General features: G+C 33.0%; 10 protein-coding genes. 4 read left to right on the forward strand and 6 right to left on the reverse strand.

All coding sequences use genetic code 11. From position 1 onward, the window contains the following. Nucleotides 1-23: 23 nt before the first annotated feature. The 4 genes from GN138_RS15470 to GN138_RS15485 all read left to right on the forward strand — a co-directional run bounded on the left by GN138_RS15470 (nt 24) and on the right by GN138_RS15485 (nt 5,371). The gene (locus GN138_RS15470) at nt 24-695 is read left to right on the forward strand and encodes a succinate dehydrogenase cytochrome b subunit (protein WP_157364904.1); all 672 of its coding nucleotides are present in this window, start codon (nt 24-26) and stop codon (nt 693-695) included. A gap of 12 nt (nt 696-707) precedes the next feature. Next, nucleotides 708-2,720 (forward strand): fumarate reductase/succinate dehydrogenase flavoprotein subunit, encoded by a 2,013-nt coding sequence (locus GN138_RS15475; protein WP_157364905.1) that lies wholly within the window; start codon nt 708-710, stop codon nt 2,718-2,720. Between the two features lie 22 nt (nt 2,721-2,742). Beyond that, the gene (locus GN138_RS15480) at nt 2,743-3,489 is read left to right on the forward strand and encodes a succinate dehydrogenase/fumarate reductase iron-sulfur subunit (protein WP_157364923.1); all 747 of its coding nucleotides are present in this window, start codon (nt 2,743-2,745) and stop codon (nt 3,487-3,489) included. Between the two features lie 109 nt (nt 3,490-3,598). After that, entirely contained in the window at nt 3,599-5,371 is a 1,773-nt protein-coding gene (locus GN138_RS15485) for a MutS-related protein (protein WP_157364906.1), read from the forward strand. Nucleotides 5,372-5,373: 2 nt separating this feature from the next. Here the strand turns inward: GN138_RS15485 and GN138_RS15490 are convergent, their stop codons facing one another. The 6 genes from GN138_RS15490 to rplU all read right to left on the reverse strand — a co-directional run bounded on the left by GN138_RS15490 (nt 5,374) and on the right by rplU (nt 12,938). Beyond that, nucleotides 5,374-6,096 carry a GldM family protein gene (locus GN138_RS15490; RefSeq protein ID WP_157364907.1) on the reverse strand — a complete coding sequence of 241 codons (723 nt, stop codon included), beginning with the start codon at nt 6,094-6,096 and terminating at the stop codon, nt 5,374-5,376. A gap of 128 nt (nt 6,097-6,224) precedes the next feature. Then, the gene (locus GN138_RS15495; RefSeq protein ID WP_157364908.1) at nt 6,225-7,238 is read right to left on the reverse strand and encodes a phytase; all 1,014 of its coding nucleotides are present in this window, start codon (nt 7,236-7,238) and stop codon (nt 6,225-6,227) included. 4 nt (nt 7,239-7,242) lie between these two features. Continuing rightward, the gene (locus tag GN138_RS15500; protein WP_157364909.1) at nt 7,243-10,122 is read right to left on the reverse strand and encodes a TonB-dependent receptor; all 2,880 of its coding nucleotides are present in this window, start codon (nt 10,120-10,122) and stop codon (nt 7,243-7,245) included. 157 nt (nt 10,123-10,279) lie between these two features. Then, nucleotides 10,280-11,839: a tetratricopeptide repeat protein gene (locus GN138_RS15505; protein ID WP_157364910.1), complete on the reverse strand. Its 1,560-nt coding sequence runs from the start codon at nt 11,837-11,839 to the stop codon at nt 10,280-10,282. A gap of 142 nt (nt 11,840-11,981) precedes the next feature. Continuing rightward, on the reverse strand, nt 11,982-12,242 hold the full coding sequence (gene rpmA / locus GN138_RS15510; protein ID WP_013869859.1) for a 50S ribosomal protein L27: 261 nt from the start codon (nt 12,240-12,242) through the stop codon (nt 11,982-11,984). Nucleotides 12,243-12,284: 42 nt separating this feature from the next. Then, a complete protein-coding gene (gene rplU / locus GN138_RS15515) occupies nt 12,285-12,938 on the reverse strand; it encodes a 50S ribosomal protein L21 (RefSeq protein ID WP_157364911.1) in 654 nt (217 codons plus the stop codon). Between the last annotated feature and the right edge of the window lie 126 nt (nt 12,939-13,064).

Genomic DNA, 13,064 nt, shown 5'->3' on the forward strand with positions numbered 1-13,064 from the left:
GACTAAAATAAATTAGAACTACAATGAGCGGAATTCTAAATTCGTCGATAGGAAGAAAGTTTGCCATGGCACTTTCGGCACTCTTCCTTATGATTTTTGTACTACAACATTTTGTAATTAACCTATTTTCTGTAATTAGTCCAGATACCTTTAACGAGATATCTCATTTTATGGGAACATTTTGGGTAATTCAATATGTAATTCAACCTATTTTAATAATCGGAGTGATTTTTCACTTTGTAATGGGTTTTGTGTTAGAAATCAAAAACAAGAAAGCAAATGGTGTTAAGTACGCTAAAAATAATGGTGCTGCCAATTCTACATGGATGAGCAGAAACATGATTTGGAGTGGTGGCTTTATACTAGCATTTTTAATTATTCACTTTATTGATTTCTGGATACCTGAGATGAATACGAAATATATCTTAGGTGATATGTCTGGAATGCACAATGGTGAGTTTAGATACTTCCATGAGTTACAAGAGAAATTTGTTCCTATTTGGAGAGTTGCACTTTATATAGTAGGTTTTGTGTTTTTAGCACTTCACTTATTACACGGTTTTGATTCTGCATTTCAATCTACAGGAGCAAATAACAAATACACTAAAGGGTTGCAAGGATTCGGAAAAGCTTATGCGATTTTAATTCCATTAGGATTTATTTTCATAGCGTTATTCCATCACTTTACTCACTAAAAAATATCTAATATGGCTTTAGATTCAAAAGTACCAAAGGGTCCAATAAAAGATAAATGGACTGAATATAAAAATAAAATTGATTTAGTAAATCCGGCTAACAAGCGTCATATCGATGTTATTGTTGTTGGTACGGGTCTTGCTGGTGGTTCTGCTGCTGCAACTTTAGCAGAATTAGGGTATAATGTAAAAGCATTTGCTTATCAAGATTCTCCGCGTAGAGCGCACTCAATTGCGGCTCAAGGTGGTATTAATGCAGCAAAAAATTACCAAGGTGATGGTGATTCTACTTATAGATTATTTTACGATACTGTAAAAGGTGGTGATTACCGTTCTCGTGAAGCTAACGTTTATCGTTTAGCGGAGGTTTCTGCAAATATTATAGACCAGTGTGTGGCACAAGGTGTACCTTTTGCTCGAGATTATGGCGGATTGTTAGATAACCGTTCTTTTGGTGGTGTATTAGTTTCTAGAACTTTCTATGCTAAAGGTCAAACGGGTCAGCAATTATTATTAGGCGCCTATTCTGCTATGAATAGACAAATTGCTCGTGGTAAGATTGAAATGTTTAACCGTCACGAAATGCTAGATGTAGTTATTGTAGATGGTAAGGCAAGAGGAATTATTGCGCGTAACTTGGTTACAGGAGAAATAGAACGTCACTCAGCACATGCTGTTGTTATTGGTTCTGGTGGATACGGAAATGTATATTTCTTGTCTACAAATGCCATGGGATCTAATGCCACTGCAGCTTGGAAAATACATAAAAAAGGAGCGTATTTCGCAAATCCTTGTTATACACAAATTCACCCAACATGTATTCCACGTTCTGGTGATTACCAATCTAAACTGACATTAATGTCAGAGTCCTTACGTAATGATGGGCGTATTTGGGTACCAAAAAACATGGAAGATGTATTGGCAATTAGAGAAGGTCGTAAAAAACCAACCGATTTGTCAGAGGAAGAACGCGATTATTATTTAGAAAGACGTTATCCTGCATTTGGTAACTTAGTACCTCGAGATGTAGCATCTAGAGCAGCAAAAGAACGTTGTGATGCTGGTTATGGTGTTAACCAAACAGGTGAAGCTGTATATTTAGATTTTGCTTCTGCCATTGAACGTTACGGAAAAGAACAAGCTAAAATTCAAAATATAGCTAATCCTTCTGCTGAAAAAATATACGAATTAGGACAGAAAATAGTTGAAGCTAAATACGGAAACTTATTTCAAATGTATGAGAAAATTGTAGATCAAGACCCATACAAAACACCAATGATGATTTATCCTGCGGTTCACTATACAATGGGAGGAATTTGGGTAGATTATAATTTAATGACTACAATTCCTGGATGTTATTGTATTGGCGAAGCCAATTTCTCTGATCATGGTGCTAATAGACTTGGTGCCTCTGCTTTAATGCAAGGTTTAGCTGATGGTTATTTTGTATTACCATATACAATTGGTGATTATTTAGCAGATGATATTCGTACTGGTAAAATACCAACGGACACAAAAGAATTTGATGAAGCAGAAAAAGAAGTTACAGATAGAATTAACTTCTTTGTTAATAATAAAGGAACAAAATCTGTAGACTACTTCCATAAGAAGTTAGGAAAAGTAATGTGGGACAAAGCAGGAATGTCTAGAAATGCACAAGGTCTTACAGAAGCTATGGCAGAAATAAAAGCCATAAGAGAAGAGTTTTGGAAAGAAGTCTCTGTACCAGGTGGTGCTAATGAAATGAATCCGGAATTAGAAAAAGCAGGTAGAGTGGCAGATTTCTTAGAATTAGGAGAGTTATTTGCTAAAGATGCATTAACAAGATCAGAATCTTGTGGTGGACACTTTAGAGAAGAATCTGCAGAATTAGATGGACCGCAAAAAGGAGAAGCAAAACGTAATGATGAAGAATTTGCATTTGTTTCTGCTTGGGAATATAAAGGCGAACCTGCAGATGCTGTTCTTCATAAAGAACAATTAGAATTTAAAGATATAGAATTAAAACAACGTTCATACAAATAAGAGAGTTATGTCAGGAAAAGGAATGAATCTTACATTAAAGATTTGGCGTCAAAAAGATGCTAATGATAAAGGCAAAATGGTCGATTATAAAGTGACTGATATTTCAGAACACATGTCTTTCTTAGAGATGATGGATGTTTTAAATGAACAGTTAGTAAACTCAGGTGAAGAGCCTGTTGCTTTTGATCATGATTGTCGTGAAGGTATCTGTGGTATGTGTTCTATGTATATTAATGGTGAGGCACACGGACCAGATAGAGGTATTACAACATGTCAGTTACACATGCGTATGTTTAACGATGGAGATACTATTACAATAGAGCCATTTAGAGCAGCGGCATTTCCGGTAATAAAAGATTTAGTTGTAGATAGATCTTCTTTTGATCGTATTCAGCAAGCAGGTGGCTATATTTCTGTAAACACATCTGGTAATACTCAAGACGCTAACGCTATTCCTATTTCTAAACATGCAGCAGATGAAGCTATGGATGCAGCAACATGTATTGGTTGTGGTGCATGTGTAGCAACGTGTAAAAACTCTTCGGCAATGTTATTTGTAGGTGCAAAAGTATCACAGTATGCTTTATTGCCGCAAGGACAAGTAGAGGCTGCTGATCGTGTAAAAAACATGGTTGCTCAAATGGATTTAGAAGGCTTTGGTAACTGTACTAATACAGGTGCTTGTGAAGTAGAGTGCCCAAAAGGTATTTCTTTAGAAAATATTGCACGTATGAATAGAGAGTATTTAGCCGCTACATTAAAAGGATAATAATAAATTAGTCTTTGTTTATTTAAAGACGTTAAATGATATATAAATCCCAAACATAATTATGTTTGGGATTTTTACTTTTACTATATTTCCCCTATAAATTAGTATTATGCAAAACCCAAATACATTTTATAAAGAACAATTAGAAACCAATCAAACGGAATCTAAACGTATTTTTAAGCAACTCAGTTTGTATAGTATTTTACGCCTTTCAATTTTTGTTCTTACAGCAATTGGTATTTATTATACGTTTAAGAATTGGCAATTAGCCTTGGCAATTGGTGTTGTAGGTATGGTAAGTTTTCTGTTTTTACTATCGAGATATACAGATTTAAAAGCTAAAAGAAACCTTCATAAACGCCTTATTACAATTAACGAAGATGAACTAAAAATTGCAAATGGCGATTTTTATGATAGACCAGACGGTGAAGAATTTCAAGACCCAAAACATTTTTTTAGCCTAGATATCGATTTATTTGGGAAAGGATCTTTCTTTCAATTTATAAACAGAACTGCTATACAAGAAGGGACTAAAAAGTTAACAGATCATTTACTTTCTAATGATATTTCAAATATTGAAGCCAGACAACAAGCCATAAAAGAATTGGCCTCATTACCTCTATGGCGGCAGAATTATACAGCTGTTGCTAAAGGTGTAGACATAGAGCATTCTGCTAATTCTATTATCACTTGGTTAAAGGATTATAAACCCTTTTTAGGAAAACTACAGTATTGGTTAACTATAGGTTTTAGTTTTGCTTCTTTGCTTCTTATTGGTTTGGGAATTGCTGAAATAATACCTGTTTCAATTGCTGGTTATTGGTTGCTATTAGGTTTGGGAATTACAGGTGTATATTTAAAAAAAATAAACATATTAGCACAATACACAGGAAGAGCAAAAGACACATTTAGACAATACGCATTACTGCTTAATGCTATTGAAACTACTGAATTTAAATCTGAATTATTACAAGCAAAACAAAAACGTATACAATCTGAAGGTTTAAAAGCTTCCGAAATATTTTCAAAATTTTCAAAAAAACTCGATGCTTTAGATAATAGAAATAACCTAATATCAGCAATTTTTGGTAATGGTTATTTTTTAGTAGATATTAGAAACAGCTATCATGTTGAAAACTGGATTCAACAATATGGCGATAAGGTAGAAGATTGGTTTGAAGTCGTTACCTTTTTTGATGCTTTTAATAGTTTTGGAAACTATGCGTTTAATCATCAAGAGTTTACCTTTCCGGTTTTAACTGAAGAACCAGTGACTATTTTAGCAGAAGGTTTGGGTCATCCACTATTAAATTCTGAAAAACGAGTAGATAGCGACTTAAAACTTGAAGAAGAACAATTCTTTATAGTTACAGGAGCAAACATGGCTGGGAAAAGTACATTTTTAAGAACTGTAGCGCTTCATATTGTAATGGCTAATGTTGGCTTACCTATTTGTGCCAAACAAAGCAAATACAAGCCTATAAAACTTATTACTAGTATGCGAACAACAGATTCGTTAACCGATGATAGTTCGTACTTCTTTAGTGAACTTACGCGATTAAAATTTGTGGTAGATACTATTGCAAATGATAAAAACTACTTTGTTATTTTAGATGAAATTTTAAAAGGAACCAATAGTACAGATAAAGCCATAGGCTCAAGAAAATTTGTTGAAAAGCTAGTAAAACAAAATGCCACAGGTATTATTGCTACACACGATTTAAGTCTCACAGAAATTGAAACTGAATTAGATGCTGTAAATAACTATTATTTTGATGCCGAAATTATAAGTGATGAATTGTTCTTTGATTACAAATTAAAGCAAGGGGTTTGCCAAAATATGAATGCGAGTTTTCTGTTGAAAAAGATGGAGATTGTTTAGAATTATTCTATTATTTTAATTACTATAGGTGCAACACCTTTTAATCGGTACCTAGAACTACCTGAAAGCCTAATTTTTATATCGAATATTATTACGGAATCATTGGGCTGAAGTAAAGTGAATAAATCATTAGCTCTAACATTCATTTTATTACCATTTATTTCAAGAGTTTTAAAATGAGGCATTTTAACCTTGAAAGAAATCACTTTCATGCCTAAATCGTGTAAAAAGTTTTTCATTTCAGCGTTTATTACAGAATTAGTTAAATCTTCTTTTTTTAATTTTAATTCACATTTACTTCCACAACCTATGCCATTTATAGTGCCAATAGGTGCAGAAATATCTTTAATTCTCAATGTTTTTGTTTCGATTAAAGAATCCCCATTTTTAAGCTTAGATTTAATTGTAATGTCTACTGTTTTACCAGTTCCAGGACTCAGAATATAATTTCCCAAACTATCTAATTTTCTCAAGCCAAAAGCAGTAGCTTCAAAAGAGACAGCATTAGGTTTTGATATATAAATAGGATTAGAAACACCTCTGAAAACTACATTCATCTTTTTAAGTTCAAGAGCAGCTTCTTTATTTACAGTATCAGCAGTTTCAAGTTTTTTAATACGTTCTTTTAAGGCTTTGTTTTCTTTGAGTAATTCAGTTCTACTGTATGAAGATTTGCAACTTTGTAGAAGAAAAAGGAGACTTAAAAAGAGTACTAAGCGTTTCATAAAGATTGGTTGGTTTTCAATATAATAACGAAAATAAAAATCTATTAGTGTTTTAGAATGACAATAAAAAACCCTTTCCAAAAACGGAAAGGGTTTTTAACCAATGATAAAAATTAACTTGAAAAAAATTATTTCAACTTTAAAGAATCTACGGCATGAAAGAAGAAGTCTTTTTCATCGTTCATAGATACAAATAAACCATTAGGGAATTTTTTTCCTAAACTCGTTGTGACAATATCACAACCGTCAGTTTCAATTGTTCCTAAGTTTATTTCCTTTACAAAGCTATTATCGCTTCTTTTAAAGATGTTAAAACTGTGGTTTTGTTGGTTAGATACGATAAGGAAACCTTCTCCATTTGGGTAGGTTGCAATCGCAATACCTTCAATATCTTCTTTAAAGTATTCGCCACCAAATAATGTTATTTCTTCATTTCCCATTTCAGGGTCTGCGTAATATTTTCTAACACCGACGCCTTCATCTGAATAATAAAGAAAACCTAACTCATCATCTACAGCAATAGCCTCAATTTCTTTGGTGCCACTAAAATTTCCTACTTTTCTTAAAAGATTTGTATGTACTCCTAAAGAATCACTAACTAATGCGTATTGGTATAAATAACCTTCCGTTGGACCAGCTTTTCTGCTCACAAATACAGAAACGTCTTCAGTTGATGGATTCTTATAAATAGAAGCTCCCATTGGTCGTTTCATTTCTACAGCAGTTTCATCTTCAAACACTTTAAAACCACCATTATCCAATGGTTTCATATCTGGAACTGAGTAAACTCTTATTTGGTTTTTCTCACGTTCAGAAAATACTATAATGTCGGTTTTTGTAGAGTCGTTGAGTTTAAAACCGTATTCTACATCCACATTATTAGGATAGCTAAGACCTGTTAAGCTTTTCTCTTTTATGATTTTTCCGTCTAAATCTAAGGCATACACACCGCCGTTAACAACATCTTTATCAGTACCAAAAACAATACTTTCCTCTATGTTTTTGCTGTTAATCCATATTGCAGGATCGTCACTATCGTGTGGTAATTTTTCTGTTATAAGTGTTGGTGCAATTTCAGGTAGTTTGTTTGCGCAAGACACTAATGTAATTGCAAAAACACCAAATAATATAACTTTTTTCATCGTTTTACTTTTTAAATAAATCGTATTTTAAACCAATTGTAAAACGTTGTCCGTAATACTCGCGTTGCATAGTACGGCTACTAACACCTTGGTAAAAACGTAATGGTTGGTTGGTAATATTATTTAAGCTTGTGTATGCGCTTAAGCCGTTACCAAATGCGTATGTTGCGTTAAAATCTAAGAAAAATTGTTTGTCGTAGTAACGATCTTCAAATGCATTTCCTCCAATTTCATCGATGTAAGAATCTGAGAAGTTACTTGATAAACGTACGCTTAACTTTTTATTTGCATAACCTAAAGAAGCATTAAACATATTTGGCGCTGTGTTTGGCAAACCTAAATCGTCGCGCTCGTCACCATCTTCGTTTCTAATTCCGTTTGCATTAGAAGTTAAATGTGTGTAGTTTAAATATAGGCTTAAATCTTTAGCAAAACCAGGTAAGAAATCTAGTTTTCTTTGGAAAGCAAATTCGAAACCTAAAACCGAAGCATCATCACCGTTTAATGGTTGGTACACTTCGTAACCTGTAGTGTCGTCGCCATAAGTATCGTCGGTAGTTTCGGTTTGGTATGTATAAATAAAATCGTTTATTTTTTTATAGAAAACACCACCAGATAAAATACCAACAGATTTAAAATAATGTTCTGCCATAACATCGAAGTTCATTGATGTTGTTGGGTCTAAATCTGGGTTACCTAATACTACTTCGCTATCTTCGTTAATAATTTCTGCTCTTGGAATTAAATCGGCATAATTAGGACGCGCCAAAGTGTTTGTCCATGCGAAACGGAAAACAGTGTTGTCGTTTAAATCGTATTTTAAATGTAAACCCGGTAAAATATTAACATAAGAGTTTGTTTCGCTTACTGCTTCAACAATAATTTCTTCGTCGATACCAGCATCTTCATCTTCTTCAATAAATGTTAATCTGTAACCTTCAGAATCTAAATTTGTATTTTCAATTCTAACACCAGCTAAAATGCTTAACTTGTTTGTTAATTGCTGATTTGTCATGATGTAACCGGCAAAAACATTTTCGTTTACATCAAAGTTTCCGCTTTGGTATTCATCAACTAAATCTTCACCTTCAAATTGTGAAGCATCTGCTAAATTTAAACCTCCAACAAATTCTGGAGTTGCAAAGCTACCAATTTGGTATTCGCTTCCAGCCAAAAAGTCTGAATCTGTATAATCTCTAGTTGGTAAAGTTCCTAATAAATCGAAAGCAGAATCTTCTGGAGAGTATTCGGTGAAATCGTTATCTCTGTTTTTATTTTTAAAACGCCCACGAACACCAAACTTTAAAAATCCGTCTTCACTATTAAACAAGTTTACAGGTAATTTAAAGTTTACAAATACGTTCATATCTGTTTCTTCGGTGTATTGGTTTTCTTCGGTTAACTCACCAAACTCAAAATTGTTGTAAGCAGCATCGCTAGCATCAACTGGCGTGTAAAGTGGAAATTCAGAATCGTTATTGTAGTTAATAGCATATTCGCTTTCGTGTACTAAATAACGTTCGTTTAAACGCTCTTCTGAAGCTTTTGCATAAGATGCCATCCAATCTATTTGTAAAGTATTAGCTAAATGATTTCCGCCTATGCTAAAGTTAGACATACGTTGGTCTTCTAAACGTGTGTTTTTGTTACGGTTGTTATCGATACCTGCTTTTGTTTCGCGTTTAGCTTCAACAGGAAACATAGTTAAGTTTCCGTTGCCATCTACTGTAAAATCTCCAGCTTCAATATCTTCACCATCAAGAATTTCGTGCTCTAACACAAAACGATTTTCGCGATCGTCTCTCCAGTTGTAAATGGACTTAAAATAAACACTGTTATTTTCGTTAAATTTATAATCTACATTTGCCGAGAAACTTCTACGAATACGTTGTACTAAATATTGTCTAATTTCGAAAACGTTAGTGTATGGATTAACATCAACTTCTTCTAAATTATCTTCGTCGCCATTATTGTACTCGAACTCGTCAGTCCATTCGGCTTCAAAGTTATCACTACCAAAATCGTTATCGTTGATAGATGCAGACACCATCCAACCAAATTTTCCGTTTTCGCTTCTATCACCCAGTAAAAACTGACCGTTTAAAATACGTTTTCCTGTAATAGAATTTACACCAGAACCCGCTGTTGCAGACAAACGGAAGCCTTGTGGTGAGGTACGCGTAATTAAATTTACAGAACCACCAAGGGCATCGGCATCCATATCTGGCGTTACCGCTTTATTAACTTCTATGGTTTGAATCATGTCCGATGGAATTAAATCCATTTGAATCTCTCTGTTATCGCCTTCGGCAGATGGAATTCTACTTCCGTTTAAAGTTACAGAATTTAACTGTGGTGCTAAACCACGTACAATAATATTTCTAGCTTCACCTTGATCTACCTTCATAGTAATTCCAGGAATACGCTTAACTGCATCACCAATATTAGCATCTGGGAATTTTCCTATTTGATCTGTTGAAACTATATTAGTAATATTTAGCTTGTTTTTTTGAGTATTTAGGGCTTTTACTTGTCCACTTAATCCAAATCCAGAAATTAGTACTTCATCTAATTCCGTGTCTTCAGAGTTTAAGGTAAAATTTAAAATAGTTGTTGTATTAGCTACAACCGTAACTTCATTAGTGATATCTGCATAACCTAGATATTTTACGGTTATGGTTTGCACACCTTCTGGTATATCTACAATGGTATATTTTCCGTTAAAGTCAGATACGACACCTTTATTAGTAGAATTAACGACAAGTGTGGCTCCAGGAACGGTAAGTCCATTATTGTCCGTAATAACACCTTGTACGTTTCCGGTTTGGGAATAACTAAAAAAAGTTACTGTTATTAATAATAAAAGGGTAAAGTAATGTTTCATTATTAGTTGGTTTTTGTTTGTTACAAAACTAGGTTTATACCACTTTTTGTAGCTAAAGAATATGTTAACAAAAAGTAATAAAACCCTTTAAAATGGCTATATAAGAGAGCAACATTTACGTTTTCATAACATGTAAAACACAAATAGGAAATATGTATTATAAATTTTGAAGAAAGGCCTGTAGATCCTCTTTAGAATCAATAGGTAATTTTTTTCTGAGTCGATATCTAGCTATTCTCACGCTGTCTGGTGTAATATGTAGTATGTTTGCGATTTCTTTTGAAGATAAATTTAGCCGAAGTAGCATTGCTAATCGTATTTCTGATGATGACAACTTTGCTGAGGTAATTTGCTTGATGTTGTAAAAGAATTCTGGATGAATTTGATCAAAATAACCCATAAGTTCAGTCCATTCATTATGGTTTTCTAAATCATTATCAATCTCTTTAATGATTTCCTTTAATTTTGATTTAATGAGGGCCACATTTCTATCTTTAAGTTTATAAAGGGTTTTAGAAACATCAGATAATAATTTGTTTTTATGGGCAATATTTAAACTGTAATTGGTTAGTGATGAAACTTTAGTTTCTATTTCTTTTTTTAAGGCACTTTCCTCAGCAGTCTTTTTATCTAAATCAACCTGAAGCAGTTGTTGTTTATATTGTAAAATTCGGTTTTCGTGTTTTCTTCTCTTTTTCCAATACATAAAGGCTAGCGTTAACGCTAAAATTATAAATAGTGTACAAACTAAGAAGATGTATTGCCGTACCTTATTTATTTGATTTTGTTTATGTAATAATTGTAGTTGAGCTTCTTTCTTATTAACTTCATAAAGTACTTCCATTGTACTTACTACTTCAATATTTTTTCTTTTTAGTTCTTGTTCATTAACAATGCTTTGATTGTTGAGATATTCATAGGCACGTTTATAATCTTTTAATTCTGCATAAGTTCTAGACAAATCTTTAAGAGCACTTTCTAGTTGTGATTCATTTTTGGTGGTTTTTGAAAGTTTTAATGCTTTATTTGTATAACTAATCGCCTTTTCAAAATTCCCTGTTTTTCTGTGGACGTCTCCTAAATTGTTGATGATATTAATACGAATATCAGAACTACAATAATGAGAAAAATGTTGTGCTTTTTTAAAATAAGATTTCGCTTTTTCGTAATGTTCTAAATCTTCATAAATGCTGCCAATGTTTTCATTAGAAATGGCAAGGCCTGTACTATCTTTTAAAGCTTTAAAAATAGATAAACTCTTGTTTTGATGCATTAGGGCTAATTTATAATCCTTCTGTTTTTCGGCTATACTCCCTAAAAGTGCATAAACATTTGCTTTACCTTTGCTATAGTTAAGCTCATTTGAAATTTCTAGACTTTCTAAAGTATGTCTTTTAGCTTCTTCATACTTTTTTAAATCTAAATGAATATTTGCTAATGCATTTTTAACATAAATAATGCATGTATCTTTTTTAATATAAGATTTCTGGAAGGATTGATAGTTTTTAATGGCTTCGCTATATAAGCCTAATTGTTGAAAAAAATTACCAAGCTTAATATAAGTGATTGCAATTTTAGTGGAGTCTTTAGATTTTTTAGCTATTTCTAATTGACTCTTTAATTGATAAAGTTTATCATTTATAGGAAGAGAATCTTGGGCATAACTCAGTGCTATAAAAGTGAAGAAAACAAATAGAAAGGATTTTATTCTTAACAAATGTGGTGCTTAATTGGGTGAATTAACAAATTAAGCGAGCGTATGTTAATCTAATATACTTTTTTTATAATCATATTGTTATTAAACACAAAAAAGCACCTAAAAAATAGGTGCTTTTATATTTGTTAAGAAATTATATTTCTTAAGCCTCAAAAGGCTCTATAGAAACGTAAGACTTGTTGTCTTTTTTCTTAGTAAATTTTACTAGACCGTCAACTTTAGCATGTAAAGTGTGATCTTTTCCTTGGTAAACGTTTTCACCAGGATGGTGTGTGTTACCACGTTGTCTTATGATAATGTTTCCAGCAATAGCAGCTTGTCCACCAAATATCTTAACGCCTAAACGTTTCGATTCTGATTCTCTACCATTTTTAGAACTACCAACTCCTTTTTTATGAGCCATGATCTTAAGGTTTTATATTGTTATACTTAAGCGATTTAGCAATTATGCTTTACCACCATCTAATTCGTCTTGCCATTTTTTAAGCTCGTCCCACTTACCATCAGCAGCTAATTGAGCTTGTGCTGGCCATGTATCTGTTACGTGATTACCACGAACTCCTGCAATGATTTCAGAAATTGCTTCTGGTGTAGCTTTAGCTAAATCAGCAAAAGTAGTGATGCCAGCTTCTACTAACGTAGATGCAATTTTAGGTCCAATACCTTCAACTTTCTTTAAATCATCTGCTTTACCTGTTGCTTTTTTAGCTTTTGGAGCAGCAGCTTTCGCTTCTACTTTAGGTTCAGCTTTCTTAGTTTCTTTTTTAGGAGCCGCTTTTTTAGCTCCAGAAGTAGTAATACTTTCAATTACGATTTCAGTTAAAGATTGTCTGTGTCCGTTTTTTACACGGTAACCTTTACGTCTTTTCTTTTTAAAGACTATTACTTTATCACCTTTAAGGTGCTTTAAGACTTTAGCACTTACTTGTGCTCCGTCTATAGCTGGGGCGCCAACAGTTACATTGTTACCATCGCCAATTAAAAGAACGTTATCGAAATCTACTTTCTTACCTTCTTCTGTTGCTAAACGGTGAACAAAAACTTTTTGGTCTTTTGCAACTTTAAATTGCTGCCCTGCTATCTCTACAATTGCGTACATAGCGTAACGTTTTTATTAATTTGTTTATATCAAAAAATACTTTCTTCTCAGAAAGCGGATGCAAATATACTCCTATATTCTTAATATACAAACGTTTTAAGGGTTTTACAGTACTTTTTACTTCAA

Source organism: Winogradskyella endarachnes (assembly GCF_009741275.1).
GTDB classification, from domain to species: Bacteria; Bacteroidota; Bacteroidia; order Flavobacteriales; family Flavobacteriaceae; genus Winogradskyella; species Winogradskyella endarachnes.

Coding starts and splice junctions, on each gene's coding strand:
- GN138_RS15475 (WP_157364905.1), top strand. CDS start 708: ATGGCTTTAGATTCAAAAGTACCAAAGGGTCCAATAAAAGATAAATGG.
- GN138_RS15495 (WP_157364908.1), bottom strand. CDS start 7,238: ATGAAAAAAGTTATATTATTTGGTGTTTTTGCAATTACATTAGTGTCT.
- GN138_RS15490 (WP_157364907.1), bottom strand. CDS start 6,096: ATGAAACGCTTAGTACTCTTTTTAAGTCTCCTTTTTCTTCTACAAAGT.
- GN138_RS15500 (WP_157364909.1), bottom strand. CDS start 10,122: ATGAAACATTACTTTACCCTTTTATTATTAATAACAGTAACTTTTTTT.
- rpmA (WP_013869859.1), bottom strand. CDS start 12,242: ATGGCTCATAAAAAAGGAGTTGGTAGTTCTAAAAATGGTAGAGAATCA.
- GN138_RS15485 (WP_157364906.1), top strand. CDS start 3,599: ATGCAAAACCCAAATACATTTTATAAAGAACAATTAGAAACCAATCAA.
- rplU (WP_157364911.1), bottom strand. CDS start 12,938: ATGTACGCAATTGTAGAGATAGCAGGGCAGCAATTTAAAGTTGCAAAA.
- GN138_RS15470 (WP_157364904.1), top strand. CDS start 24: ATGAGCGGAATTCTAAATTCGTCGATAGGAAGAAAGTTTGCCATGGCA.
- GN138_RS15480 (WP_157364923.1), top strand. CDS start 2,743: ATGAATCTTACATTAAAGATTTGGCGTCAAAAAGATGCTAATGATAAA.